The organism is Croceitalea marina (assembly GCF_042684265.1).
Lineage (GTDB): Bacteria > Bacteroidota > Bacteroidia > Flavobacteriales > Flavobacteriaceae > Croceitalea > Croceitalea marina.
Window position 1 is genome coordinate 194,587 of sequence record NZ_JBHULB010000082.1, and the last position, 25,157, is coordinate 219,743.

At 36.2% G+C, this 25,157-nt stretch carries 28 protein-coding genes; 20 read left to right on the forward strand and 8 right to left on the reverse strand.

The features are described from left to right. The first annotated feature begins 166 nt into the window (after positions 1 to 166). From ACFSQJ_RS18650 to ACFSQJ_RS18665, 4 genes are read left to right on the forward strand one after another with little or no spacing between them, the layout of a single operon-like run. Positions 167 to 691, forward strand: coding sequence for an RNA polymerase sigma factor (locus tag ACFSQJ_RS18650; RefSeq protein ID WP_377768422.1), 525 nt, complete (start codon positions 167 to 169; stop codon positions 689 to 691). 3 nt (positions 692 to 694) lie between these two features. Then, positions 695 to 1,489, forward strand: a complete 795-nt coding sequence (locus ACFSQJ_RS18655; RefSeq protein WP_377768423.1) for a zf-HC2 domain-containing protein — start codon at positions 695 to 697, stop codon at positions 1,487 to 1,489. A 43-nt stretch (positions 1,490 to 1,532) separates the two neighbouring features. Beyond that, the gene (locus ACFSQJ_RS18660; protein ID WP_377768424.1) at positions 1,533 to 2,285 is read left to right on the forward strand and encodes a DUF4097 family beta strand repeat-containing protein; all 753 of its coding nucleotides are present in this window, start codon (positions 1,533 to 1,535) and stop codon (positions 2,283 to 2,285) included. 45 nt (positions 2,286 to 2,330) lie between these two features. Next, on the forward strand, positions 2,331 to 3,041 hold the full coding sequence (locus ACFSQJ_RS18665) for a hypothetical protein (protein ID WP_377768425.1): 711 nt from the start codon (positions 2,331 to 2,333) through the stop codon (positions 3,039 to 3,041). Between the two features lie 52 nt (positions 3,042 to 3,093). Here the strand turns inward: ACFSQJ_RS18665 and ACFSQJ_RS18670 are convergent, their stop codons facing one another. From ACFSQJ_RS18670 to ACFSQJ_RS18685, 4 genes are all read right to left on the reverse strand, one after another. Beyond that, positions 3,094 to 3,606: a hypothetical protein gene (locus tag ACFSQJ_RS18670; RefSeq protein ID WP_377768426.1), complete on the reverse strand. Its 513-nt coding sequence runs from the start codon at positions 3,604 to 3,606 to the stop codon at positions 3,094 to 3,096. A 126-nt stretch (positions 3,607 to 3,732) separates the two neighbouring features. Next, on the reverse strand, positions 3,733 to 4,140 hold the full coding sequence (locus tag ACFSQJ_RS18675) for a DUF2141 domain-containing protein (RefSeq protein ID WP_377768428.1): 408 nt from the start codon (positions 4,138 to 4,140) through the stop codon (positions 3,733 to 3,735). Positions 4,141 to 4,328: 188 nt separating this feature from the next. After that, entirely contained in the window at positions 4,329 to 4,754 is a 426-nt protein-coding gene (locus ACFSQJ_RS18680; RefSeq protein WP_377768429.1) for a hypothetical protein, read from the reverse strand. Beyond that, positions 4,738 to 6,786 carry a S9 family peptidase gene (locus tag ACFSQJ_RS18685; protein WP_377768430.1) on the reverse strand — a complete coding sequence of 683 codons (2,049 nt, stop codon included), beginning with the start codon at positions 6,784 to 6,786 and terminating at the stop codon, positions 4,738 to 4,740. The genes ACFSQJ_RS18680 and ACFSQJ_RS18685 overlap by 17 nt, the downstream gene beginning before the upstream one ends. A gap of 112 nt (positions 6,787 to 6,898) precedes the next feature. Between ACFSQJ_RS18685 and ACFSQJ_RS18690 the strand changes: the two genes are divergently transcribed. The 5 genes from ACFSQJ_RS18690 (at position 6,899) to ACFSQJ_RS18710 (ending at position 11,179) form a co-directional block, all read left to right on the forward strand. Next, positions 6,899 to 7,246 (forward strand): hypothetical protein, encoded by a 348-nt coding sequence (locus ACFSQJ_RS18690; RefSeq protein WP_377768431.1) that lies wholly within the window; start codon positions 6,899 to 6,901, stop codon positions 7,244 to 7,246. A 258-nt stretch (positions 7,247 to 7,504) separates the two neighbouring features. Beyond that, on the forward strand, positions 7,505 to 9,058 hold the full coding sequence (locus tag ACFSQJ_RS18695; protein WP_377768432.1) for an NAD(P)/FAD-dependent oxidoreductase: 1,554 nt from the start codon (positions 7,505 to 7,507) through the stop codon (positions 9,056 to 9,058). A 19-nt stretch (positions 9,059 to 9,077) separates the two neighbouring features. Continuing rightward, positions 9,078 to 9,818, forward strand: a complete 741-nt coding sequence (locus tag ACFSQJ_RS18700) for a DUF6090 family protein (RefSeq protein ID WP_377768434.1) — start codon at positions 9,078 to 9,080, stop codon at positions 9,816 to 9,818. Further along, positions 9,808 to 10,566 (forward strand): SDR family NAD(P)-dependent oxidoreductase, encoded by a 759-nt coding sequence (locus ACFSQJ_RS18705; protein WP_377768435.1) that lies wholly within the window; start codon positions 9,808 to 9,810, stop codon positions 10,564 to 10,566. The genes ACFSQJ_RS18700 and ACFSQJ_RS18705 overlap by 11 nt, the downstream gene beginning before the upstream one ends. 136 nt (positions 10,567 to 10,702) lie before the next feature. Beyond that, positions 10,703 to 11,179 (forward strand): hypothetical protein, encoded by a 477-nt coding sequence (locus ACFSQJ_RS18710; protein ID WP_377768436.1) that lies wholly within the window; start codon positions 10,703 to 10,705, stop codon positions 11,177 to 11,179. Here the strand turns inward: ACFSQJ_RS18710 and ACFSQJ_RS18715 are convergent. The 3 genes from ACFSQJ_RS18715 to ACFSQJ_RS18725 are packed head-to-tail and all read right to left on the reverse strand — an operon-like array spanning position 11,168 to position 13,179. After that, positions 11,168 to 11,677 carry a nuclear transport factor 2 family protein gene (locus tag ACFSQJ_RS18715; RefSeq protein WP_377768437.1) on the reverse strand — a complete coding sequence of 170 codons (510 nt, stop codon included), beginning with the start codon at positions 11,675 to 11,677 and terminating at the stop codon, positions 11,168 to 11,170. The genes ACFSQJ_RS18710 and ACFSQJ_RS18715 overlap by 12 nt on opposite strands. Positions 11,678 to 11,701: 24 nt before the next feature. Then, entirely contained in the window at positions 11,702 to 12,523 is an 822-nt protein-coding gene (locus tag ACFSQJ_RS18720; RefSeq protein ID WP_377768438.1) for a ZIP family metal transporter, read from the reverse strand. Further along, positions 12,523 to 13,179, reverse strand: a complete 657-nt coding sequence (locus ACFSQJ_RS18725) for a metal-dependent transcriptional regulator (protein WP_377768439.1) — start codon at positions 13,177 to 13,179, stop codon at positions 12,523 to 12,525. Before ACFSQJ_RS18725 ends, ACFSQJ_RS18720 begins: the two co-directional genes overlap by 1 nt. Positions 13,180 to 13,347: 168 nt before the next feature. On the opposite strand from ACFSQJ_RS18725, the gene ACFSQJ_RS18730 reads away from it, so the two are divergent. Continuing rightward, a complete protein-coding gene (locus ACFSQJ_RS18730) occupies positions 13,348 to 15,621 on the forward strand; it encodes a TonB-dependent receptor (protein ID WP_377768441.1) in 2,274 nt (757 codons plus the stop codon). Here the strand turns inward: ACFSQJ_RS18730 and ACFSQJ_RS18735 are convergent, their stop codons facing one another. Further along, positions 15,622 to 16,689 carry a tyrosine-type recombinase/integrase gene (locus ACFSQJ_RS18735; protein WP_377768442.1) on the reverse strand — a complete coding sequence of 356 codons (1,068 nt, stop codon included), beginning with the start codon at positions 16,687 to 16,689 and terminating at the stop codon, positions 15,622 to 15,624. Between the two features lie 350 nt (positions 16,690 to 17,039). Between ACFSQJ_RS18735 and ACFSQJ_RS18740 the strand changes: the two genes are divergently transcribed. From ACFSQJ_RS18740 to ACFSQJ_RS18785, 10 genes are all read left to right on the forward strand, one after another. After that, the gene (locus ACFSQJ_RS18740; RefSeq protein WP_377768443.1) at positions 17,040 to 17,420 is read left to right on the forward strand and encodes an ArsR/SmtB family transcription factor; all 381 of its coding nucleotides are present in this window, start codon (positions 17,040 to 17,042) and stop codon (positions 17,418 to 17,420) included. A gap of 32 nt (positions 17,421 to 17,452) precedes the next feature. Continuing rightward, entirely contained in the window at positions 17,453 to 18,220 is a 768-nt protein-coding gene (locus tag ACFSQJ_RS18745; protein ID WP_377768445.1) for a hypothetical protein, read from the forward strand. Between the two features lie 12 nt (positions 18,221 to 18,232). Next, entirely contained in the window at positions 18,233 to 18,763 is a 531-nt protein-coding gene (locus ACFSQJ_RS18750) for a MerC domain-containing protein (protein WP_377768446.1), read from the forward strand. Further along, the gene (locus tag ACFSQJ_RS18755; protein ID WP_449257572.1) at positions 18,727 to 19,092 is read left to right on the forward strand and encodes a hypothetical protein; all 366 of its coding nucleotides are present in this window, start codon (positions 18,727 to 18,729) and stop codon (positions 19,090 to 19,092) included. Before ACFSQJ_RS18750 ends, ACFSQJ_RS18755 begins: the two co-directional genes overlap by 37 nt. A gap of 294 nt (positions 19,093 to 19,386) precedes the next feature. After that, complete coding sequence (locus tag ACFSQJ_RS18760; RefSeq protein WP_377768447.1) at positions 19,387 to 20,070, forward strand: HNH endonuclease; 684 nt, start codon at positions 19,387 to 19,389, stop codon at positions 20,068 to 20,070. Between the two features lie 615 nt (positions 20,071 to 20,685). Further along, positions 20,686 to 21,339, forward strand: a complete 654-nt coding sequence (locus ACFSQJ_RS18765; RefSeq protein ID WP_377768448.1) for an NAD(P)-dependent oxidoreductase — start codon at positions 20,686 to 20,688, stop codon at positions 21,337 to 21,339. Then, positions 21,336 to 21,896, forward strand: coding sequence for a menaquinone-dependent protoporphyrinogen IX dehydrogenase (gene hemG, locus ACFSQJ_RS18770; RefSeq protein WP_377768449.1), 561 nt, complete (start codon positions 21,336 to 21,338; stop codon positions 21,894 to 21,896). The genes ACFSQJ_RS18765 and hemG overlap by 4 nt, the downstream gene beginning before the upstream one ends. A gap of 145 nt (positions 21,897 to 22,041) precedes the next feature. Next, positions 22,042 to 22,986: a hypothetical protein gene (locus tag ACFSQJ_RS18775; RefSeq protein WP_377768450.1), complete on the forward strand. Its 945-nt coding sequence runs from the start codon at positions 22,042 to 22,044 to the stop codon at positions 22,984 to 22,986. Positions 22,987 to 23,166: 180 nt separating this feature from the next. Next, a complete protein-coding gene (gene lgt / locus ACFSQJ_RS18780; RefSeq protein ID WP_377768451.1) occupies positions 23,167 to 24,018 on the forward strand; it encodes a prolipoprotein diacylglyceryl transferase in 852 nt (283 codons plus the stop codon). 202 nt (positions 24,019 to 24,220) lie between these two features. Next, positions 24,221 to 24,976, forward strand: a complete 756-nt coding sequence (locus tag ACFSQJ_RS18785) for a hypothetical protein (RefSeq protein WP_377768453.1) — start codon at positions 24,221 to 24,223, stop codon at positions 24,974 to 24,976. Positions 24,977 to 25,157 lie beyond the last annotated feature (181 nt).

The following is a 25,157-nucleotide window of genomic DNA, read 5'->3' on the forward strand; positions in this document are numbered from 1 at the left end:
CTCAACCAAAAAATCTTCAAAGGCCTGTGGTAATGATTCCTGTGGTTGCTCCTAATAACAAGTTTCTAGTTTTTTCAATAGCTAAAATTTATTTTTTTTATCTGATGATGTAACCTTTTGTACTTTTCTGACTATATAAGGTAAACACCAACAAAACCAACCATTGTTGAAAACAGAAACAGATGAACTATTAATGGCTCAAGTAGCTAAAGGCAACTTAGACTTGCTTAAAGTACTTTTTGACCGGCATCATCTTCACATATTTAATTTTTTATACAAAATGTGCGGTGATAAAATGTTAAGCGAAGACTTAACACAAGATGTTTTTTATAAAGTAATCAAGTATCGTTCATCCTATAAAAATGGAAAGTTTGTATCATGGATTTTTACAATCGCCAGAAATAGCCTAAAAACACATTTCACACGAAACAAAGAAATGCATGATGATTTAGAAACCGTGCGTTATCGATTAGCGGAAAATGAGAATGAAAAGCAAGACGAATACTCGCAATTACAAAGGGCATTGGGTAAACTTGAAAGTTCTGATAGAGAAGTATTGTTAATGCATCGATTTCATGAAATAAAGTATAACGAATTAGCGGAAATTATGGATAGTACCCCAGGTGCTATTAAAACTAAAGTAAGTAGAGCATTGAAAAAATTAAAAACAATCTACTTAGAAAGCATATAAGTTATGGATACAGATCATATTATAGATTTACTGCCGAATTACATAGATGATATGTTGTCAAAAACTCAAAAAAATACGGTTGAAGTACATCTTAAAACCTGTGCTTTATGTACCAAAGAATTTGAAGAGTATAAATCGCTTTTTAAAAGGTTTACGGAAGAAAAAATGGTGCAACCATCACCAAATCTTGGTATAAACTTTCAAAAAATGCTTGCTAATGAAAAAGAGAATGGCGTAAAAGTAGTTGCTATTGACAACGCTAAAAATAAAAATGGCAATTGGTTTTATAGCAGTATAAAAGTTGCAGCGAGTATTGCCCTTTTAATTGCCGCTTTTGTCGGCGGCAGGTATTTTCAATCAGAAGCTTCTCAAGAAGATTTGGCTTCTATTGAAAACGAGAGCTTAGAATTAAAGCAGACGACAATGATTTCATTAATGGAAAACCAATCGGCCAGCAAACGTATTCAAGGGGTGCAATTTATTGAAGAGTTCGAAAAACCAGATGAAGCAATTGTAAAAGCATTAGCCAATAGAATGCTTAATGACGAGAACACCAATGTTCGCTTGATTGCTGCAGAGGCACTATCAAAATTTAGCAATTCAGAGTTAGTAAAACTCGCGTTTATAGAAGCTCTAGAGACAGAAAAAGACCCTAGTGTTCAAATTGCGATTATTCAAAATTTAGTGAAAACACAAGAAAAGAAAGCGGTAAAATCTATGCAGAAATTATTAGAACAAGAAGACACCCAACCTTTTATTAAAGAAGAGATAAATCAAATATTATCAGAAATTATATAATAACCTTTGCTGAGCGAAGTCGAAGCATCAAAAAACGAAAATCATGAAATTAATCACTACTATTTTATTTACGTGCTTATTTGTACTAAGTGCAAATGCACAAACAGACTACACCAAATCTTTGAGTGGAGTAGAATGGGTTAAAATTGAAACAAAATCTGGAGTAAGCGTTAAGACACACGACAAGAAGGAACTCTTAATCAAAGTTTCTGGAATGAAAAAAAGGTCTGAAAAAGCCAAGGGATTAAAATTAGTAGGCGCTGGAGGCACAGACAACACCGATGTAGGTTTTTATGTAGTACAAGATGGTAATACTATGTTAGTTAAAAATCTTAGAAGGTCTGAAAGAGCAGAAATCTTTCTGCCCAAAACCCAAAATCTTTCTGTTACCAATTCATGGAACGGAGATATCTATATTGAAGGTTTTTCCGGTGAGGTAGAAGCCAATGCCAATCTAAATGGCGGATTAAAAATGAAAAACCTTTCAGGCCCGGTAACGGCGTATTCTTTAAACCAAGGCATACAGGTAGGGTTTGATAAAGTTAGCCAAGATGCACCTATTGTAATTCGCACTACTAATGGCGAAATAGATGTAACGCTACCAGAGAGCACCTCGGCAGATTTAGAACTTAGTTCATGGAATGGGGACATCTACACCAATTTTGACTTAAAAAGACCCGATAAAGACGGACTAAAATCTGTCTCTGGTAAAAATGTAAAGGGAGCAATTAATGGTGGCGGTGTAAATATCAAATTAAAATCTACCAACGGCACCATTTATCTAAGAAAAGAATAACCCATGCTTAGCATGGTCAAAATATCAATCAAAAAACGAACAATCATGAAAACATTATCATTTTTAGTATATGGCCTATTATCTGTTACAACCGTCTTTGCTCAAAAAATAATTGAGAAAAACATCCCATATGAAAATCAATCTATTTATTTAGATGTGAAGTTCGCTGAGAATATTGATGTAAAAACTTGGGACAAAACCACGGTATATTTTAAAGCAAGTATCTATACCGAAGATTCTCAGTTTCAAGATTTTTATCGATTAAACGTTGAAGAAAACAATGACATCATTGCCATCACCTCAGAGGCAGAAGGGGTTTTTAAGGCATATCGCAAAGACTGTTTGGAAAAAAATCCTAGCAAAAAAAGAAACTGCTATAATACTGGCGATTTAACCGAATTTAAATACACCCTGTATGTACCCAAGAATGCTAAATTTAAAATTAGTAGTATTAATGGAGACTTAAAATCAGACCTGATTGAAGGCAATTTTACCGCAGAACTCATCAATGGTAACATTGATATTAAAAAGTACTCTGGGGCATTGAATTTAAGCACTATTAACGGTGAAATAGATTTAAAGATAACGAGCACCAGTTTTGTCGCAGAAACGATACATGGAGATATTTATGCTAACGAAGCGTTAGACATAGTGAGTCAAGATAAACATGTTGGCCGAAAGGTTTGGAGCGAAGATTCCGGCGCCAAAAACAGATTGAAACTAAATACTATAAATGGCAATATGTATTTAAGATAACAAATAGATTTCCAAAGTAAATTAAAAGGCGTGCTTTAAAAGTAGGCCTTTTTTAGTATTCTGAATCTTGAGGTTCCACAAAGGATACTTTTGCCTGTTTAGCTATATATACTGGTGAGGTAATAAAAAGTTTTTTAACCTGACTATCCCAATCTCGAACAACATTAAAATAGCTCGAATTGTTCACTGCCATAATCTCATCACAATCAGGGCAGGTGTGTTTATAGTCTAAGAAGTGGTGCGCAAACTCATGAAAGGCCACTACTTTGGTTATTTCTGGATCCACTAAAGCGACCCAATTGATCAGTATATTCTCTATTGCGCCATTTTTATCTCTAGTAACCATACCCATAACGGTATTTCCCTCTTCAACCGGCAGATTATTCGTAATATCAATATTTTTTAATTGAAATAATTTATCATGATATTCAATACCGTAGGTATCGCAGTATCGAAAAAAATCATTGAGTAGCGGTTGAAGGCGACCATCAATATCTACGGTCTCTTGAGATGTTAAAGTAAAACAGGAAGCGAAAAGACACAGTAAGAACAATCTAATTTTCATTTTGGTTTTGGCTTTGGTGAAAATGGTTCTGTGAGTGTCCTTATTTAAAAACGAAGAATTCTAACTATTATTTCTAATAGCCTGTATTTTAACTTTTTATAAAGAAAGAAGTGGTGAAAGAAATCTTTAAAATGAAATAGCGATTTGTGTGTCTTTGTCAACTCTAAAAGCACACTCTTTAAATGCCGGGGGGCCAAAAGTCTTCATTTTGGCATTAGAGAAGGCAACTTTTTCTTTAGGAATGCCCAACCAATTGGTATCTAACTTGTCGTTTCCGTTTTCATCATGAAAAATAGCCAAGGCATACTCGCCTTCTGGCAAGTCTTTTATCGAGATATGTGTAATTCCTTTTTGAGCTAAAATACTATCGCATTTAAAAACTTTGTCAAACTTTAAAAATCCTTCTTTGGTATTATAAACGGCAACACTGATTTTTCCTTTAGAAGAAGGCACCTCATGAACATCTACTGAAATCTGGTTCTGTGACAAGGCTAGCACGGGAAGCAACAAAAACAGAAAGAATAACTTTTTCATACCTAGTTAACTTACAACAACTATGCTAAACTTAATTTTCTACTAAAAAGTATACGCTTAAAAAGTAATTTTAGATTTTTCAACTTTACCATAATTCTTATTGCTTTATCATGAAGGCTATAAATAAGACAATCAACAAAAAGAAAAATATCCATTTTAGATACTTTATATCGTCTTCCCTCGGCCATCTATTCATTGCTATTTTTCAACACTTCTTTTAATCTTGTATACACTTGGTCAATTTCTAAACTATCAGAAAAGTTAAGAAACAGTTTTAAAGAATCGTGATGGACTATCCTTATTTTTTGCTGTCGCAAATCATCGACAAAAACATATACTTTAGATTCGGTTAAAGAGTCTTTAAATACACCCTTTTCTTTTGCTAGCCACGAAAAGCCATTACTACGTTCCATCTCGGGTAATTTCTCTACAAAACCAATACTGTCAATATCTGAAAGTAATATTCTTTGTTTGTATATGCCCGAAACCACCTGAAAGTGGCCATCTTCGAATTTAGACCAGTTTTTATAGTGCAAAACAAAGGCTAAAACACAAACTATTAGTGTCAGTACGATAACGATGTTCCAAAACCAGTTTTTATTCTTCTTTTTCATTCTCTTTGTTCTTTCTATACGTATCGAACCAGGCTACCGTATGCGCAATTTTGGTAATAAGATTACTAGGCCTGCTTGCAATACCATGACTAGCCCCTGGTATTTCAACTAAAACGGTTTCAATTTTTCTAAGCTTTAAAGCGTGGTATAATTGTTTGGCTTCGCTTGGTGGCGTTCTTAAATCGTTCATACCTACCATAACCATAGTTGGGGTCTTTATATTGCCAACGAGCGAAAGCGGAGAAAATTTCCAATATCCTTCGAAATTTTCCCAGGGTTGCCCAGGGTAACGGGAGTTTGCATAGCCGAAATAATTATCGGCCACTAGGGTTTTACTTATCCAGTTCATTACAGGCTTTGCAACCACGGCGGCTTCAAAACGGTTGTTTTTCCCTATCATCCAAGCGGACATAATACCACCAGCGCTGCCGCCTGTAACAAATAATTGATCTTCATGCGCGATTCCCATTTTTATACAATGGTCTACACCATCCATGGTATCATCGTAATCTTGTCCTGGATAATTATTATATAACAGATTTCCAAATTCCTCTCCGTAACTAGTACTTCCTCTAGCGTTAGGATAAAAAACAATATACCCTTCGGAAGCATATAGCTGCATTTCTATAGAAAACCGGTCTCCATAATTTAAAATTGGTCCCCCATGATTTTCTACCATAAAGGGATATTTTTTGGTAGCATCATAATTTGGTGGATAGACCACCCAACCTTGTATATCACGACCATCGAAAGACGATTTATACCAAACTTCTTCTACCCTGCCCAAGGTCTTATAATCGAACAAGGCTTTGTTGAGTTTCGTAATCTTTCTTGGTGTTTTTTGCTTTGCTTTTAGGATAGCCAACTCTGCGGGATAATCTGGCCGTGAATGTGTATATGCAATTGTTCCATTTTTTGATATGCTATATGAGCCGCTCCCATAAGGTCGTCCTAAGGTAGTTCCACCTCTATTATCCGCTAGTTTGGTTACTTTTCCAAAAAGAGAAACATGCCCTATTTTTCCATTGCCTTTATCATCGTAATTAAAATAAAGTCCTTCACTGTTACTGTCCCATTTTATGCCTGAAATAGAGCGGTCCAAGGCTTTAGAAATTACCTTTTTATCGCTACCATCCATATTCATAATGTGTACCTTACGTATTTGATACGCTTGCACCTTGTCTTCATAACCCAAATAGGCAATATATTTTCCATCTGGTGATACTTGGGGCTCATAATCTGGCCCGTTTCTATCGGTCAACGCGATGATATCACCATTTTTCAGGTTGACCGAGTAAATTTCACTATTTCTAAAACGGTACTCCCAGTCTTCTATCCTATTTGCCGAAAAATAAATCGCAGTAGCATCTTTTGACCATGAAAGTGTGCCTCTATGATGCCAATCTCCTGAAGTAATCTGCCTTGGGGCACCTCCATTTGCAGGTATCGTAAAAATATGATTAAATCCGGGTTTTATGTAACCGCGACCATCTGCTTCATGATACACCCTATCTGTAATTCTTGGTGCTTCCGCCCATTTTGCCCCCTTTGGCTTTCTGGGCATTTTTGCCAGCACGGGTGCTTTTGCAGCAACGTTCATAGAAAATGCCAATTGGGTGCCATCTGGCGACCAAGTAATAGCACTTGGTGAGAACGGTAGTTGCGATAACTTAGCAATCTTGCCTGTCTTTACCCAATACAGGTAAATTTCTGACCCTTCATCCGTACTGCTGCTAAAAACAATTCTATCACCAGAAGGTGACCATTTGGGATTATTTTCAGAAACCTCTCTAGAGGTTAACTTTTGGTGTTGGCTTCCATCTGTTTTTAGCATCCAAAGATTACCCCAGGCTCTGTCTTTCATAACATCAAAACCCATTCGGCGATATACTACCCAATCACCATTGGGTGAAATTTGGGGGTCAGACACATATTGCAAATTAAAAACATCTAAGTACGAAAAATTCGTTTTTTGCCCATTACTGAACTGTGCTGAAAGCCCTAAAAAAAAAAGTAAAAAAAATCTTTGCATTGCATTGCTTTTTAGAAGTATTTAAAGGTAACTTAAACTGAAGGTTCTTCAAAACCCATATTCTTTTGTAATATCTCTTATCTTTAAAGCAACAACCATACTTTATTGCTTTATGAAATTAAAAAGAATAAGCACCGATCGGCTTATTGGTGTTTCGGCAATGGTAATAAGTTTACTTACACTTATCATATTTATTTACCAGACCAATATTATGCGCGAACAAAGTAAGCTCTCGGTTAAACCAAGATTAGATTTTACCCTGAATAGTAGTATACAAGATACTACACTAATACTTCAAGAAGTAGTGCAAAATAAAGGATTGGGGCCCGCAATTATCGATTCAATTTATTTTAAATATAAAGAGGACTCATATGAGGTCGATACGGAGAAATTCCTTAAACAAAAATTTCCGAAAAATCCTAAAATGGGGTTACCTATCTCAACATGCAACATTAGGTAAAGGTACTACGTTGAGTCCAAATGAAGAACAACCAATATTTACTTACCATATACCAATAATATACTACGATAGTATTTTATCGCATTTAAATATGTCTGAGGAAGATAACCATCCATTTCCGGTAGAGGTATTGTATACCTCTATTTACGAGGATGAATTTTGGCTGGTAAATAGCAATAATAGTCAACCAACTAAAGTGAAATGATGCTCAAATTTTTTGAGAAAAGACCATATACTTATTTGCGTTAATTTTACCCAATGGTCAGAAACATCCAAATACGGATAAGTTTAAAAGAAGAAGGACAACCAGGTGGATTAAAAGCTAAAACCGCTAAGTATTTAGGAATTTCGGAAGATGACTTTGAATTTAAAGTACAACGCAAGTCCATTGATGCTCGTAAGCCAACTATCTATTTTAATTATAAGTTAGAGGTTTATATTAACGAACCTGCACCGAAAGAAACAACCTATCATTTCGATTATAAAGATGTTTCCCAAGCAAAACCCATTCATATTATCGGTTTTGGCCCAGCTGGGATGTGGGCCGCGTTACGCTGTTTAGAACTAGGCTATAAACCTATCGTTTTAGAGCGAGGAAAAGATGTTAGAGAACGACGCCGAGACCTTAAAGCCATTAATCAAGACCATGTGGTAAATTCTGATAGCAACTACTGCTTCGGCGAAGGTGGGGCAGGTACTTATTCCGATGGTAAATTGTATACCCGTAGCTTAAAGCGCGGTGATGTTCGCCGTGTTTTTGAGAGTTTGGTTTTTCATGGAGCAACCGAAGAAATTTTGATAGATGCCCACCCCCACATCGGCACCAACAAACTGCCCAAAATTGTTGAGAATATTAGGGAGACCATCATAAAATGCGGTGGCGAAGTGCACTTTAATACCAAAGTGACCGATTTTAACCTACGTGATAATACCATCAACTCCATTGTTATAAACAATGAGAAAGAATTAGAAACACAACGTGTAATTTTAGCAACGGGTCATTCTGCCCGCGATATTTTTGAGTTATTGCATAAAAAAAATATTGCCCTAAAAGCCAAATCTTTTGCCATGGGCGTTCGCGTTGAGCATCCACAGCATATTATAGATTCTATTCAATACCATTGCAATGGGGAACGCAACGAACTTTTACCAGCAGCAGCTTACAGCTTGGTTCAACAAGTGAAAAATCGTGGGGTATACTCTTTTTGTATGTGCCCAGGTGGATTTATTGTTCCAGCGGCAACAGCGAATGGCGAGGTAGTCGTAAATGGAATGTCGCCTTCGAAGCGAAATAATCTTTATGCCAATTCGGGTATCGTAGTTGAAATTAATGTTGATGAAGATTTGCCCACTTATGAAAAGTATGGTGTTTTAAAAGGACTGGAATATCAAAAAACTTTAGAGCGATTGGCATTTACCGCAGGGGGGAGAAGTCAAGTCGCACCAGCCCAGCGTTTGACCGATTTTGTGGAAGGGAAAACTTCACAAGATTTGAACCCCACTTCATACCAACCGGGTTTAAATTCGGCGCCCTTGCATTCTTTATTTCCTAAACTAATCGGTGGGCGTTTACGAAAAGGCTTTGCGCAATTTGGTAAAAAAATGAAAGGCTATTACACAGAAGAAGCAAACATCGTAGGAGTCGAATCTAGAACCTCATCGCCCATTACCATACCTAGAAATGAAAAATTGGAACATCACGAAATTAAAGGATTATTCCCCTGTGGTGAAGGAGGGGGTTATGCAGGGGGGATTGTATCTGCAGCTATGGATGGGGAACGTTGTGCGGAAGCTGCCGTTGTAGGCCTTTGAAATTACTTATATTGATGTTATGATTAAATTCTTTCGGAAAATTCGACAACAACTACTTTCAGAGAATAAATTCTCAAAATATCTTTTATATGCCATTGGGGAAATTTTCTTGGTTGTTATAGGTATTTTAATAGCCTTGCAGATTAATAATTGTAACGAAGAGAGAAAACTTAAGCAACAACAAAAAGTAGTTCTCAAAGCACTGTACACTGATTTTGTAGCAAATAAGAAGTTAATTCAAGAAGGAATAGAAAAACATAGATATCATAAAGATTTGGGGCTAACATGGATAAAATTATTGCGAAAGGATACCCTTAATGTTCAAAAAAACCCTTTTCTAGATAGTCTTCTTTTTTGGGGTCCAGAATACAAGGTTATTGATTTTATAGATGCATCATTAAACAATGTGATAAATAGTGAAAAATTAGACCTTGTGAATAACACAAAACTGAAACAAGGTTTAATTGAATACCCATTGTCTATCAACAAATATAAAGATCTAGAGACTGTTGTAAGAAGTATTGTGATTGAACGTATTCGCCCTAGAGGTGAGCAATACATTTCATTATCTGAAATGTTAGATGGTAGTGATTCATTTAAGTCAGATTATACAGGTCTTTTAAATGACAGGCAATTAAGCAACGATTATGTGAATAGACATTGGCAATTGGATGATCTTTTAAAAGATTTAAAAAACTTGGAGGCAAAAACCGACACTTTGATTATTCTAATTGATAAAGAACTCAAAAATGAATTTTAAGAATAAAAATGTTTTAATTACAGGGGCTTCAAGAGGCATAGGTAAAGCAACAGCAATTGCCTTTGCTGAAAAAGGAGCAAGCGTTGGAATTAACTATAGAAGTAATACGGAAGAAGCAGAAAAAACGTTAGTTGAATTAACAGGTGAAGAACATCGTCTTTTCCAATACGATGTCTCTAAAAAAGAAGATACAAAAGCACTTGTCGAAGACTTTGTTGCGCATTATGGACAGTTGGATGTTTTAGTCAACAATGCCGGTATTTCAATATTTCATAAAATTGATGAAGTTGATTTTGACCATTGGACTAATGCATGGGAAGACACTTTTAAAACCAACCTTTTTGCAGTATCAAATATGTGCTATTGGGGCGCAAAAGCCATGATGAAAACTGGTGGGGGCAACATTGTAAATATTTCTTCCCGTGGAGCATTTCGTGGTGAACCAACAAAGCCAGCTTATGGGGCAAGCAAGGCCGCTCTGAATGCCATGAGCCAATCATTGGCCAAAGCTTTGGCACCACATAAAATTTATATTGGTGTTGTTGCCCCTGGCTTTACAGAGACCGAGATGGCCGCAGTTACCCTTACCCCGGCAGAAAGAGAAAATCTGTTGCGCGAATCTCCCTTTAAACGTATGGCACAACCTAAAGAAGTTGCCCATGCCGTGCTCTTTTTGGCTTCCGAGGGGGCCGCCTATTCCTCAGGGACCATTATTGATGTTAATGGGGCTTCTTATTTAAGAAGTTGAAAAGCAGCTTATTTAAACGGTTTGAGTATCAAATTACTAATTTGATTTTTGAAAACAAGAAAGTAAAAACCCTTTAAAATACTTATCGATACAAAATTCTTGCAGAATTTCACTCGAAGTGACGTATTTTGCCTTTATGAAAGCAGCAACCGTATCGCAACTGAAAAAGGAATTGCAACATCGAGATACCGATGAACTTTTGCAATTATGTTTACGTTTAGCGCGATTCAAAAAAGAAAACAAAGAGCTACTAACCTACCTTTTATTTGAATCTGATAGCGAGGAAGGCTATATTGAAACGGTTAAAGCTGAAATTGATGAACAGTTCGAACTCATCAATACCAACAGTTATTTCTATATTAAAAAAAGCGTTCGTAAGATTCTAAGGACCCTTAAAAAATATATTCGATATTCTGGAAATAAAGAAACTGAAGTGGCCTTGCTGCTCTATTTCTGTGAGCGATTAAAGAATTTCAATCCTTCCATTAAAAGAAATACAACGCTCATGAATCTATATGATAGGCAATTGGTTTTTATTGCCAAGAAGATTACTTTACTCCACGAAGATTTACAATATGATTATGGATTGCTTTTGGAAGAATTAAAACTCTAATGGTTTATGTTTTTCAAAATCTACCGAAGAAATTTTCTTGCCATTGATAGTATCGGTGTCCCAATCTTGGGTAATCTTCCAAGGACCATTCACCTTCTTTAGCACAATATGAAACTGCCCAAAGCTAAAGTTCGTTTCATTATTGCTATTGGTAAACGCAATGCGATAAAAGCCTACCTCATAAGAAGTATGTTCGTTGGTTCTTCGACTGTCGAACCAAAATTCTAATTCAATGGAAACCCCATCTTTTTTGTTCTGCTCAAAGCGCTTTAGGTTGGCTGCTTTAAAAGTGTTATCCGTATCGATTCCGTTTGGGGTTGCACGTAATACCTCTGCCGCATAGGTAGCGTTCAACGCTTCGCCATCTAAAGTTTCGAATGCTTTTTGAAAAGGCTTCCAAACTTCGTTATCAATTTCATTTTGAATGGCTTCAACTTCAGCTTGTGAAAAGCTAAACAAGGAAAAACACAAGAAGCCAAAAAGCATATACTTTTTCATATTTCTTTACTTAATTATCCGCGACTACCCTAGCCCAACATCCAAAGTCATCATTACTATAAAGCCCCCAATAAAGCCCATAACGGCAATATCCGAATGCTTATCTTGTTGGGTTTCCGGTATTACCTCTTCTACCACAACAAAAATCATCGCCCCAGCGGCAAAGGCTAGTGCATATGGTAAAATAGGTTCAAAGGTAATTACCGCCCAAGCCCCAATAACTGCCGCAATCGGTTCAACTATGGCAGAGGCCTGGCCGTACATAAAACTTTTTCTTCTAGATAGTCCCTGTCTGCGCAAAGGCATCGCTACCGCGAACCCTTCGGGAAAATTTTGTAAGCCAATACCTAAAGCCAAAGCAACTGCTCCACCAATGGTTGCACCATCAAAACCAGCCGCTACCCCGCCAAAAAGAACACCAACCGCCAAGCCTTCGGGTATATTATGTAATGTAATTGCCAATGTCAACAGGGTGGTTCTGTGCCATGGCGTTTTTACACCTTCCGCTTCGCTCTCTTTAAAGTTGATGTGTAAATGAGGTAACACCTTATCCAATCCGAACAGAAATAGTGCACCAAGTAAAAATCCGACCGCAGCCGGAATTACTTTTACAAATCCTTCGCCCGGGCTCATTTCAATACCTGGCGCCAAAAGGCTCCAAAAACTGGCGGCCACCATTACACCGCCGGTAAACCCAAGCATACCGTCCATAACGGACCGTTTGGGGTTTTTAAACAAAAAAACTAGTCCTGCTCCGGCGGCCGTTAAACCCCATGTAAAAAGTGTGGCATAAAAGGCCGCTAAAATTGGATTTATAGATTCAAAATAATCGATTACTTGTTCCATTAGATATCTACTTTAACGTAAAGGTTGGTAGCAATTTGGTTTGAAATTTGAAGCTGCTTTTCAGCAATTTGAATTTTAAGCGAATCATCAAAAGCCTCTTTTTCCAAAACCCTGATTTCATCACCTAAAGCAATATTATTCTTATCTAAAAACTTTAAAAAGGTTGCCGATGTGTCTTTAACACCTACGCAAATACCTTGGGTGCCAATGTTAAGTTCGCTCAACAATTGTTTATCTCGCTCTTGAAAATCGCCATTTTTACTGGGAATAGGGTCTCCATGGGGGTCGTACTTGGGAAAATCGAGCAACTCGTCAATTTTATCGATCAGTTTTTCACTTTTGATATGCTCTAATTGTTCGGCCACCTCGTGCACCTCATCCCAGGTGAAATCTAACTTTTTGACCAAAAAAACCTCCCAAAGACGATGTTTTCTAATAATAGCGAGTGCCGTCTTTATACCTAAATCGGTTAGAGAAACGCCCTGATAGCGGATATAATTCAGTAGGTTTTTTTCGGCCAGTTTCTTGGCCATATCGGTTACCGAAGAGGGTTTGGTCTGCATTTGTTCGGCAATCGCGTTTGTAGATATCAATTGCGAGCGGTTTCCCCCTAAATGAAAAATGGTCTTGATATAATTTTCTTCTGCCCGTGTCAAAAAAAGGTATTTGTCATTTTAAGCGCAGTCGAAAACTAAAAAAGACCTCTCGACTGCGCTCGAGGTGACTTTTTAAAAACCTGTTTATTAGGCTTTGTCAAAAATACATTTTTATTTATAAAAACAAATTTTTAGATTTGTCTAAATTTTAATTTCAATTCATATAAATTGAATCGTAGCCTATTTATTTTAAGTATTTTATTCTCTTTTGTTGGATGGGCGCAAAACGCTACCCTAAAAGGTGTGGTTACTTCAGATGGAATAGGAGTACCTTTTGCAAATGTATATTTAAAAGAAACTAAAAACGGCACAGCTACAGATGAGAATGGTACTTACAGCATTACCAACCTCGCTTTAGGTAATTATGTGTTACTCATATCCGCCATAGGTTATGAAACCAAAAGAAGGTCCTTTTTAATTGGAAAAGATGCTACTATTACCCTTGATATCAAACTTGAACCTTCTGCCGAAGCCTTGGACGAAATGGTGGTTACGGGTACCCTTAAAGCGGTCAACAGATTAGAGAGTGCCGTGCCGGTAGAAGTATATTCCCCTACTTTTTTAAAAAAGAACCCGACCCCAAGTATTTTTGAAGCCTTACAGAATGTGAACGGGGTGCGGCCACAAATTAACTGTAATGTTTGTAACACAGGTGATATTCATATCAACGGATTGGAAGGGCCCTATACCCTTGTTTTAATCGACGGTATGCCTATAGTTAGTGGTTTGGGCACGGTATACGGTCTCTCGGGCATACCCAATTCTTTAATAGACCAAATAGAGATTGTAAAAGGACCAGCTTCTACCCTGTATGGAAGTGAAGCCGTTGGCGGGCTCATTAACATTATCACAAAAAATACTTTAGAAGCCCCTGAGTTTTTCGCCGATGCCTTTGTAACTGGCTGGGGCGAATATAATCTCGATGTTGGTGCCAAAGTTGAATTAGGTAAAAAAACGGCAATGCTGCTTGGGGTCAATTACTTTAAGTACGACCAACTTATCGATAATAATGGCGATAATTTTACCGACCTTACTTTACAAGACCGTATTTCTATCTTTCAAAAATGGAGTTTTAAACGTACGAAATCGCGCTTATTTTCTCTTGCCGGTCGCTTTTTCTATGAAGACCGCTGGGGCGGTGAATTGCAATGGACCCCAGAATTTAGGGGAGGTGATGAAGTTTATGGTGAGAGTATTTATACACGACGATGGGAGCTTTTGGGGCAATACCAGCTACCCCTTGACGAAAAAGTAATGCTTTCTTTTTCATACAATGACCATAGCCAAAATTCGGTTTATGGGGACCTGCCCTACTTGGCCGACCAGCGAATAGGTTTTGGCCAATTAACTTGGCATAAAGCTATCGGCAAACATGATCTGTTGTTCGGTAGCGCCCTACGCTATAATTACTATGATGACGATACTGCAGCTACGCAAGATTTACGTGGAAACCAAGCCGATGAAATTGTAATTCCCAGTCTTTTTGTACAAGACGAATTTAAATTCAACAAAAAGCACGCGTTACTTGCCGGACTTCGGTACGATTATAATAGTCGTCATGGCAATATTTTTACACCAAGGGCGGCCTACCGTTTTAAATTCTCTGACAATGATATTTTTAGGGTGAATTTTGGAACCGGTTTTAGAGTTGTCAACCTCTTTACCGAAGACCATGCCGCACTTACCGGGGCACGAGATGTGGTAATTACGGAAGCCTTAAACCCTGAACGTTCTGTCAACCTCAACCTCAACTATCTCAAAAAAATATATGCAGATAACGGCACCTTTGTCAGTATTGATGCTTCGGCATTTTATACCAACTTTTCCAATCAGATTTTACCCGATTATGATACCGACCCCAACCAGATTATCTATGATAATTTAAACGGAAAATCAGTTTCTAAAGGGCTTTCTGCAAATTTGGAAACGGTATTACCCAATGGGTTACGATTTTTGCTTGGTGCCACTTACCAAGATGTGAGCCAAACCGAAAACGGAATTACTACCCAACAAATACTGACCGAACGCTTTACCGGAACTTGGAATGTTTCATACAACCTTCGCGCCATAGATTTAAGTATTGACTATACCGGTAATTTATATGGCCCCATGCGCTTGCCCTTAATTAGCGATTTAGATCCAAGAAGCGAATTTTCACCTACCTGGAGCATTCAAAATATTCAGTTCACTTACAAAGGCATTACAAATTTCGAGTTTTATGGCGGCATAAAGAACTTACTAAACTGGACACCTAACCGCAACAATCCGTTCATTATAGCCAGGGCCAATGACCCTTTTGATCAAAATGTTCAGTTTAATGATCAAGGAGACGTGGTCGCCACGCCCGACAATCCTTTTGCGCTCACTTTTGACCCGAGTTACGTTTATGGGCCCAACCAAGGTATTCGGGCATTTTTAGGGATGCGTTATACTATATTTTAATTACAAAGAGTCTAAGGGGCTTTGTATTTTAGAAATACTTCTTGGGCTTACCTTGGTATAAATTTGGGTGGTTTTAATGGAATTATGACCCAATAATTCTTGAATAAAACGCATATCCGCTCCTGCTTCTAACAAATGGGTGGCATAACTATGGCGTAATCCATGAATGCCTATTTTTTTATGTATGCCCGCCCCCTTCATCGCTCTTTTAAAAACCTGTTGTAAACTAGAGATAGCATAAGCACCACCATATTGACCTTCTAAAAGGTATTCTTTTGGTTTATATTGTAGATAATATTCTCTCAACTTTGGAAGAATAGACTTTGGCAAGGGCACATACCTATCTTTTTTACCTTTGGCCCCAACAATGCGCACTACCATTCTGCTACTGTCTATGTGGTCAAGTTTTATTCTAACTACCTCAGAAACTCTTAAGCCCATACCATAGCACATTTGTAAGGCAATATTGTGCTTACTATTATTGGTTTGATCTATTACTCTTTTTACCTCATGCTTGCTTAACATTTTAGGTAATTTAAGCGGTTTTTTAGGCCTAGGGATGTCAAATAACATTTTTGGTCGGTGCAGTACCTGTTCAAAATAGAATTTAATGGCGTTAATCTTTCCATTAAGTTTGGCCTCTTTCATTTTCTCTTGCTTTAAGCAATAGAGAAAATAATCTTTTAGTCTGTTGGGGGTTAGATGCTCTACAGGAAAATCATGAAGTAACCTTAGTAAATGCGCAAATTCTGCCAAATATATTCTTTTGGTATGTTCACTATATGCTTTTAAATTCAGGTGTTGCTCCATGGCTAAATAGGCGTGTTCATTTTGTACGTGAATATTATTTGCCTTTTTTGGTTTAATGGAATTTGGCACCATTTTAAGTTGTTCCCTAACTACTGGCAAATCTGGCAGGTACCAAGATTTTTTTGTTCGACTCCATTTAGCGGAGGGAAATCTTTTTCTAAGTGCTTTGATCAAATCATCATCACGTTTAAAAGAAATGAGAATAACTTTTTGACTTCTATGTGTATCGGGAGTAAATCTGTATTTTGAAAAATTCATACGTGCATTTTGTATATCAAAAATATAAAGATACAATTTAGATATACAAAATACCTGTACGTGTATTTTTTATATTTCTACTATTTGCGGGGTCTAGGAATAAAACATTATTTTAGAGGAAAACAACATAAATACGCATATATTTATGTGTTGTGCGTCACCCTAAAAACCCACCGCACATTTAGCACATTTGGTTTTTCCGACACTCAAAGCCAACGCTAAAAAACCAAAAGAGCTAAATCACCCACCGCTGACAAAGACGAATTGTTGAAAACTTTATTTAAGTATTTGCTTAAATAAGAAAACTATTTGTATCTTTGCTGCGTTATTAAATCCTAAACAGGAAGATTATGGAAAACAATCAATCGTGTATCAGAGTGTTTGCTGACAAAGTGCAGATAGACAATTGTCGAAAAATTCTACAAACCAATGATAAAGCGTTCAGTCAATTGAGTGGATTGTTGGCATTAGCAGGAAACGAAGTGCGTTTAAAAATCCTGTTTCTTTTGGAAGAAGAAAACGAATTATACCCTTGCGACCTAAGCGATATTCTGGGTATGAGTATTCCTGCGGTATCTCAGCACTTGCGAAAAATGAAAGACGGTAACATTGTTCAAACAAGGCGTTCGGGACAAACCATTTTTTATTCTTTAAAACCCGAACACCTTGAAATACTCAAACCATTTTTCAAACACATTTCAAAACAATCATTAAAAACGCAAACAGTATAAATCCTAATTATTCACAATAAAATTCATTAAAAATGAAAAAAATCCTTTTCTCACTAATTGCACTATCTGCAATTACATTCAATGCTTGTAACAATAGCAATTCAGGAACAGCACAAAACGAAGTGGTCAACTTCTATGATGTGCCGCTTGTGTGCGGTGCCGCATCGCATATTGGTTGCGGGAGTAAAGCAAAACCTATTTTGCTTGGTTTAGAGAAAAAAAATGATGTTGTAAAAGAAGCGTGGCTGAACCGTGAAGGAACTGTGATTGCTATTGTTTGGAATGAAAATGTTTCTGCCGAATTAAAAACAAAAACTTCTGATGCCATTTTTAAAGAGAACAAGATGGATGTAACATTGCTTTCGGAAAATGAACATAGAAAAATGTTAATCGATTTTGAACAAAAGAAAAATTGGTATCGTGGTGCGGAAGTAGATAAATTGAGTATGGAAGAAGCAGCCATAATCGCTGAACGATTGGTTAAACGCATTAATGCAAAAACACCTTTAACAAAGGAAAAATCAGGAGTACTACAACAAGCTATTACTAATAATTTTAAAACCACTTTTAAAGCTATTAACTCAACTTTAAATATCAATACGGACGAGAAAAAAGCGATGGAAACCTATAAACAAAAATTTGAAACTGAAATTTTAGAAATAGGAAAAAAATACCTGAACGAAACCGAAATGATAGCACTAAAAGATGCTATTGCAAACGGTTTAACACCTACTGAAGATGAAAACAAAGAATTAAAATCTTGCGAAAAAAAGAATAAAGATAAATGTTGTAAAAAATAGAAAATACCTGCAATGAAAATACCCAATAACATAGACAAATTAGGAACGGCTGGACTTTTCCTGACTGCAATATTTTCACCTTGCTGTTTTCCACTGTTTGCATTTGCAGCATCGGCACTCGGACTTGGTAGTGCCGAACTTTTTGGCGGTTGGACAATGTGGGTTTTTCAAGCAATGGTTTTTATTTCAGTTGGCGGACTGTACATTTCGTATCGCAGACACCGTTGTATGTATCCGCTAATGACTGCAATTCCAAGCGGACTTTTCATTTTTTACGCTTATCACTTTAACGACAGCGACTACTGGCCATATTTTCTTTATGCAGGTATGTTCGGACTTTTAATAGCTACCATTTGGAATTACAGACGAAATAAAATGCACGGCAGTTGTAATACTTGTGCAACATACAATGGCAAGACCGTTGAACTGCAATCTACAATTACTTGCCCAAACTGTGGACACAAAAAAACAGAAATAATGCCGATTATTCTTCTTTACCTTGGGTGGTGTTTACTGACCCACAAATTGCAGGGGCAGGTTTAGATGAAGCACAGGCAGAATCAAAAGGCATTCCGTTTGAAGTGTCAAAATTGGAATTGAAAGACGTACCGAGAGCCATAGCAGCCAACGACACAAGGGGTTTCATCAAACTCATTCGTAACTCGGAAACTGACAAACTTATAGGCGCAAGAGTAGTCGCACCCGAAGGTGGAGAACTCATCCAACAATTAAGTATGGCAATCAAATACAGAATAACAGTGAAAGACTTAGCAGACAGTTTCTACCCTTATTTGACTCTGGGAGAAGGCATAAAATTAGCAGCAATAACTTTCGGAAAAGACGTATCAAAATTAAGTTGCTGTGCCAGTTAATCCGCCCCAAAGGCACACACTCTTGTAAGTCGCACCAGCCAACGCTTGACCAAAACTTGCAAGAGAGAGTGCCTTCCCTACCCCAAAAAATCCTACCTTTGAAAATTGACTAAACCGACTGAAAATAAAGGGCGAACGCACAACATTGTGTATAAGCAATAGCGGGTGAAGTGGTAAAATCAAGGTCTGTGCTTTTAATAAGCTTTGTGCTAAACTGAAAGGTTTGTACTTTCAAATCCGCTACTGCTCATACACGAAACCGTTGCCATTAATACCCAAAAACACCAGAACTGAATGGAAAAACCGATTGATAGATTAGTAGATAGTGTTGGAGTTGCAACATTTATCAAATACTTCAAAGAGTTTTCCGATTTGAAAAAAGGACGCTCAACAAAATCTAAAATATCGGAATTGTTTGGCGCAAATTCAGAACCTTGGACTGACGGTTCAATTACAACCAAAATAAACGCTGGACTAAAAATTTTCACGTTAAATCGAGAATTAGAAGCTATTGACCATATTTTGTATGTCAAAAAGACTGGAAATATCCCGAACGGAAAAGAAATTAAAAACAGAGCTTCCAAAATAAAGGAATTGCTAATCCGAAAAAATAGTCCGAATTTGGAAACGGATTTTTATCCAACTGAATTGACTAGCGAATTAACAGAAGGGAATTTTAAAACTGTACAAGTGAATATTTATGAACGAAATCCAAAAGCACGAGCGGAATGTATCGAGCATTTTGGATTGAGTTGTCAAGTTTGCGAATTTGATTTTGAGAAAACCTTTGGCGAAATAGGACAAGGATTTATTCACGTTCATCACTTAAAGGAAATTAGCACTTTAGGAAAAGAATATGTTGTCAATCCCAAAACTGATTTAATTCCTGTTTGTCCAAATTGTCATTCTATGTTACATAAGAAAAGACCAGCATACAAAATATCGGAATTGAAAAAAATATTGCGGAAAAAGTACTAATGGCAACACCGTGTATAATTAATTGCTTTGTTCTTGCCTACTTGCGAAAATTCCTGCGGAATTTTCACGGGTTCGTAAAAGTTTGCTAACTTAGTTGCTTAACCACGCAACTAATCATACACAAACACGTTAACTGCAATGGCTCAGCACCGCAATCAGAACTTCAATCTGAACTGATTTTGAATCAAAACCTCTAAAAATTCGCTGGCCAAACCTGAACTGAACACGGCGGAATTTACTCTAAAAAAATACTGCCGAACTGAATTGCGCCTAAATTACAAACGGCTGAATAAATGCGTAAAATCTGAACTCAATAAAACCTGAAAACCGAACTGAAAATAACCCGAAAAAAGCCAGCAAATTTTCTATCAAAACCTGAACTGAAATTTAAGCTGGAAAGTCCCAAGAAATCTGAATTCTAAACCGAACTGAATACTAAACTGAAAAACCAAACTCTTAATGCCACAGCAGTTAACACAGCGTATAATTCATTACGGTGGAATTTTCCACTGGAAAATTCCTGCACTTTTGCTATCTTTCGGTTTAATCGGAAAAATGGTGCCCATTTTTCCGTAACGAAATCATACACTAGACCGTTGTGTTTAATATTGAAAAATGAAACTATTATTACTTGGAGCCACGGGAAGAACTGGAAAATTAGTGCTGAAGAAAGCACTAGATAAAGGATATCAAGTGAATTGTTTATCAAGAAAACCTGAACGTATTCAAAAAAGCAAAGGATTAACAATCTTTGAGGGAAACCCTAATAATGAAAGTGATTTGAATATGGCAATTTCTGATTGTGATAAAATAATTAGTGTTCTAAATATTTCAAGAAAATCTGACTTTCCTTGGGCGAGTTTAAGAACACCAAAAACGTACCTTTCTGATGTAATAACCAAGCTCGTTCCAATTGCTAAAGAACATAACATAAAACGAATTTGCATATGTTCGGCTTGGGGCGTTGCTGAAACAAAAAATGATATTCCGAAATGGTTTAAATGGTTCATTAACAACAGTAATATTGGAGTTGCTTATAAAGACCACGAGAGACAAGAAGAAATACTTTCCAACTCAAATATTGACTGGACAATTGTAAGACCTGTTGGGTTAACGAATTCAAAACGAGAAGACCCAATAAAGGAAACTTTTGATAATAAACCTAAACCAAGTATTCTAATAAGCAGAAAAAGCGTTGCGGAATATTTGTTAGAAAGTTTAGAAAAAGATGCTTTGATAAAGAAACGAGTAGTAATCTCTAAAGAATGAGAAAAAAGATTGCAATAATTTATTCATCCGTAGATGGACAAACCAAAAAGATTTGTCAAGAATTGAGCTTAATTTTCGAAAAACAACAAATTAAAACAGAATTACACTCAATTGATAATTTTAGCGATGATTTATTGAAATACCATACACTTATCATCGGAGCAAGTATTAGGTATGGGAAACATAACAATAAGGTGTCAGAATTTATTTTGGATAATTTGAATAAGCTCAATCAAATTCAAACAGCTTTTTTTTCTGTAAACCTTGTTGCAAGAAAAAAAGATAAGAACTCAGCAAGTACAAATCCTTATATGATTAAATTTTTAGATAAGATTGAATGGAAAGCAGATTTTTTGCAAGTCTTTGCTGGAAAATTGGATTACAACTCATATTCCTTTTTGGATAGAATAATGATAAAATTGATTATGCTCATTACGAATGGACCAACAAAATCGAAAGAACCAATTGAATTTACTGAATGGGAAAGGGTAAATGATTTTGGAATAAAAATAATTGAGAACTATAAAAATACTAAACACAACATTGGCTATAAGTAATTGCTTGTTCTCGCCTACTACTGAAAATACTCGCAAATTTTCAGTTGGGTGTGTACTTGAAAAGTTAAGTGCTAACCCAAGCAACTACTAATAGCCGAGACCGTTACCACACATTTGAGAAACAACAAACCGAAAAACCAAAATTATGATTTTAGCATTTATTTCCTTCGTTTTACTATTTGCAGTCTTTATTGTATTCATTATTGGAATGGTCAAACCAGCTTCAATTATGAAATGGAGTAAAAACCCAACTAGATTAAAAGTTTTTGGACTTTGGATAATCTCATCTATTGGACTTTGGATTTTAGCAATTGTTGGAATTACAACGAGCGAAGATTTTACTCAATCAGGAATTGAAACTGCCGAAAACTTTATCAAAGATGGAAAATATGAATATGTTGAATCTGCATTAAAGAATATCAAACCAGATGATACTTTATATGTAAAAGCCCAATATTTAATAAAACAGGCTGACAGTCTAAAAATAGTAAAAGAAGAAAATGACAGAATTGCAAGGGAAAAAGCTGAAGAAGAAAAAAGAATAGCTTCAGAACTTGCAGAAAAAAAGGAACGTGAATCCAAAACTGAATCTCAAATTGAGCAATTAAAACGAGAGTTGGAATCCATAAATAAAGGTGTGGATTTTTCTACATATAGAGGAACAATCGATGCTCTACAATTGGAACTTGTACTTTTTGGAACTTGGGCAAATCTAATCAAGGAAAGTGATGAATTTGAAAATTCGGAAATATCAAAATTGAACAAGTCTTTAAAAAGCAAAGTTGCAAATATGCAAGTTCGAGAATTTCCAATTTTAAGAAAAGAATATGCTAAAGTTGTTGCAAACAAAATGTGGGAAAATGATATTGATGTTTACTCAAATGGTTCTGGAAATAAATATATAAACTTTTCAGGCGGAATATTTGCTGCAAATAAAAACAAGCAAGATTTCCATAATCAGCTGAATGAAATTTTAACAATTTTCAGATTTAAGCAAGCAAGATATAGATGGTACAAGGGAGCAGATGAATATACATATTGGACAATGTACGAGGGAAAAGATTCTGAACCTGTTACTTTTGGAAAATAAAAAACGTGTGGTAACACCGTATATAGTTTATTGCTAGTTCTAGCCTACTTACGAAAATCCTCGCGGATTTTCTATTCGGTTTGTATTTGCTAAATTAGGTGCTTAAAACACGCAACAAACCATATACAAACACGTTGTGTGTAATGCAACAACAACATTACTATCATTGAAAATAACAATATGATTTTAAACTATATTCATTGGAATCTTGACCCTGAAATAATAAATATTTTCGGATTTTCACTTCGATATTATAGTCTACTGTTTGTAACAGGACTAATCTCGACAATTATTATTTTAAAGTGGATTTTTAAAAAAGAGGGACTTCCCCCAGAAAATCTCGATAAGCTAACAATGTATGCAATCATTGGAATGGTTCTTGGAATGAGACTTGGGCATTGTTTGTTTTATGAGCCTTCTTATTATTTGGCTCATCCACTTGAGATAATACTTCCTGTCAAATTCCTTGATAATGGTGGAATTGAATTTACTGGTTTTCAAGGTTTAGCAAGTCACGGCGGAGTTTTAGGATTTTTAATTGCATTGTATTTCTATTCTCGAAAAACCAAACAACCTATGCTTGCAACGTTAGATTTAATTGCAGTTGCAGCGGGTTTATTAGGAGTATTCATCAGACTTGGAAACTTTATGAATTCAGAAATTATAGGTATTCCAACAACAAAACCTTGGGGTGTAATTTTTGAACGAATAGATAATATACCAAGACACCCAGCACAATTATATGAGTCAATTTCTTATCTTATAATTTTTACGGTTATGATTTTTCTTTACATAAAAGCAAAAGAAAAGTTCAAAAATGGATTTTTCTTTGGTCTTGTACTTATATTGATATTTATCGCAAGATTTATAATTGAGTTTGTAAAAGAAAACCAAGTAGGATTTGAAGATGAAATGTCTATAAATATGGGGCAAATTTTAAGCCTGCCTTACATTGCAATCGGAATTGGATTTTTGATTTATGGACTTAGAAGTTGGAAAAGCACTACACACAACAACGTATATAATTTATAACGGTATCTGAACTCGCTTCAAAGTCATCAAAAAAAAGTTTAATTTAGTTACTCGGAATATTCCGAACTAGCGGCTCCAACGCTGCTGAATCGCACGCAGAGACAAGCTCTGCTCCAGCCTCGCGCTGGCGCACTCGCTCACTGCCGATTCAGCCGCCACACCGCTACAAATCATATACAATACCGTTAAGTGTAATTGAAAATTGAAGAACAAAGAATCCATATTAGAACTTCGAAATAGAATTCCTGTTGGATTGACAACAGCTCAAAAGCTACTTGAAAGAACAAAATATGATATTCAAGAAGCTGAATCTATATGGAAAATGAATCAGGTAAATACTTTGGCAGAAAAGATTTCTGTTAAGCCGGAAGAAGCTAGCGAGCTGTTGCAATATGTTAAATTTGAATTTTCCAAAGCTTTGTCTCTGTATAGGGAACGAAATACAACGGATGTCGAAAAAATTCTTGAGTCTTCAAAGAAAGAGGAACAAGTATTAGCGAATTTTTGGCTGTATATATCAAGATGTTTGGGTTCAGAAGTGAAATATGGTGAGTGGATTAATGAAGAAGGGTTTCAACAATTGCCAGAGCTAATTAGAGATATTTTAATTATTTGGCAATGGTATTCATACTTTGATTATGAAGGTGTTTCTGTAGAGCAAACCATAACGAAAGAAGTAATCAGAATTCTCGATTACAAACTCGAATTGATTGAATTTGCCAAGGACTTACAGTATCTAAAAGTTATTATGGATAAATTCAATCAGGACAACGACAAAGAGAATTTAGAGAAATATATCGAGCTGAGAAACCAATTGAAATCCTCAGAAGAATATGTTCGGATTGACAACAAAATTGAAGAAATGGAAGAATTAGTAATGAAAAAGACTTATCAATTCTTATACACTAATTCAGAAACAATAGACAACCAAATAAAAAATACACTTAACACTGTATAACAAATCATAGCCGCCTATCGGCAGGCTACGATTGTTATACTAACCGTTGTAAAACATTATGACCCGTCCTGAATAAAGGCTACATAATTCTTACAATTATGTACAAAAATGACAAAGTAATCAGACGGTATTCCGAATCTTTCAAACTCAAAATTCTGGACGAACTTACAACCGGAAAACT

Coding starts and splice junctions, on each gene's coding strand:
- ACFSQJ_RS18655 (WP_377768423.1), top strand. CDS start 695: ATGGATACAGATCATATTATAGATTTACTGCCGAATTACATAGATGAT.
- ACFSQJ_RS18660 (WP_377768424.1), top strand. CDS start 1,533: ATGAAATTAATCACTACTATTTTATTTACGTGCTTATTTGTACTAAGT.
- ACFSQJ_RS18665 (WP_377768425.1), top strand. CDS start 2,331: ATGAAAACATTATCATTTTTAGTATATGGCCTATTATCTGTTACAACC.
- ACFSQJ_RS18670 (WP_377768426.1), bottom strand. CDS start 3,606: ATGAAAATTAGATTGTTCTTACTGTGTCTTTTCGCTTCCTGTTTTACT.
- ACFSQJ_RS18675 (WP_377768428.1), bottom strand. CDS start 4,140: ATGAAAAAGTTATTCTTTCTGTTTTTGTTGCTTCCCGTGCTAGCCTTG.
- ACFSQJ_RS18680 (WP_377768429.1), bottom strand. CDS start 4,754: ATGAAAAAGAAGAATAAAAACTGGTTTTGGAACATCGTTATCGTACTG.
- ACFSQJ_RS18685 (WP_377768430.1), bottom strand. CDS start 6,786: ATGCAAAGATTTTTTTTACTTTTTTTTTTAGGGCTTTCAGCACAGTTC.
- ACFSQJ_RS18690 (WP_377768431.1), top strand. CDS start 6,899: ATGAAATTAAAAAGAATAAGCACCGATCGGCTTATTGGTGTTTCGGCA.
- ACFSQJ_RS18695 (WP_377768432.1), top strand. CDS start 7,505: ATGGTCAGAAACATCCAAATACGGATAAGTTTAAAAGAAGAAGGACAA.
- ACFSQJ_RS18700 (WP_377768434.1), top strand. CDS start 9,078: ATGATTAAATTCTTTCGGAAAATTCGACAACAACTACTTTCAGAGAAT.
- ACFSQJ_RS18705 (WP_377768435.1), top strand. CDS start 9,808: ATGAATTTTAAGAATAAAAATGTTTTAATTACAGGGGCTTCAAGAGGC.
- ACFSQJ_RS18710 (WP_377768436.1), top strand. CDS start 10,703: ATGAAAGCAGCAACCGTATCGCAACTGAAAAAGGAATTGCAACATCGA.
- ACFSQJ_RS18715 (WP_377768437.1), bottom strand. CDS start 11,677: ATGAAAAAGTATATGCTTTTTGGCTTCTTGTGTTTTTCCTTGTTTAGC.
- ACFSQJ_RS18720 (WP_377768438.1), bottom strand. CDS start 12,523: ATGGAACAAGTAATCGATTATTTTGAATCTATAAATCCAATTTTAGCG.
- ACFSQJ_RS18735 (WP_377768442.1), bottom strand. CDS start 16,689: ATGAATTTTTCAAAATACAGATTTACTCCCGATACACATAGAAGTCAA.
- ACFSQJ_RS18740 (WP_377768443.1), top strand. CDS start 17,040: ATGGAAAACAATCAATCGTGTATCAGAGTGTTTGCTGACAAAGTGCAG.
- ACFSQJ_RS18745 (WP_377768445.1), top strand. CDS start 17,453: ATGAAAAAAATCCTTTTCTCACTAATTGCACTATCTGCAATTACATTC.
- ACFSQJ_RS18750 (WP_377768446.1), top strand. CDS start 18,233: ATGAAAATACCCAATAACATAGACAAATTAGGAACGGCTGGACTTTTC.
- ACFSQJ_RS18760 (WP_377768447.1), top strand. CDS start 19,387: ATGGAAAAACCGATTGATAGATTAGTAGATAGTGTTGGAGTTGCAACA.
- ACFSQJ_RS18765 (WP_377768448.1), top strand. CDS start 20,686: ATGAAACTATTATTACTTGGAGCCACGGGAAGAACTGGAAAATTAGTG.
- hemG (WP_377768449.1), top strand. CDS start 21,336: ATGAGAAAAAAGATTGCAATAATTTATTCATCCGTAGATGGACAAACC.
- ACFSQJ_RS18775 (WP_377768450.1), top strand. CDS start 22,042: ATGATTTTAGCATTTATTTCCTTCGTTTTACTATTTGCAGTCTTTATT.
- lgt (WP_377768451.1), top strand. CDS start 23,167: ATGATTTTAAACTATATTCATTGGAATCTTGACCCTGAAATAATAAAT.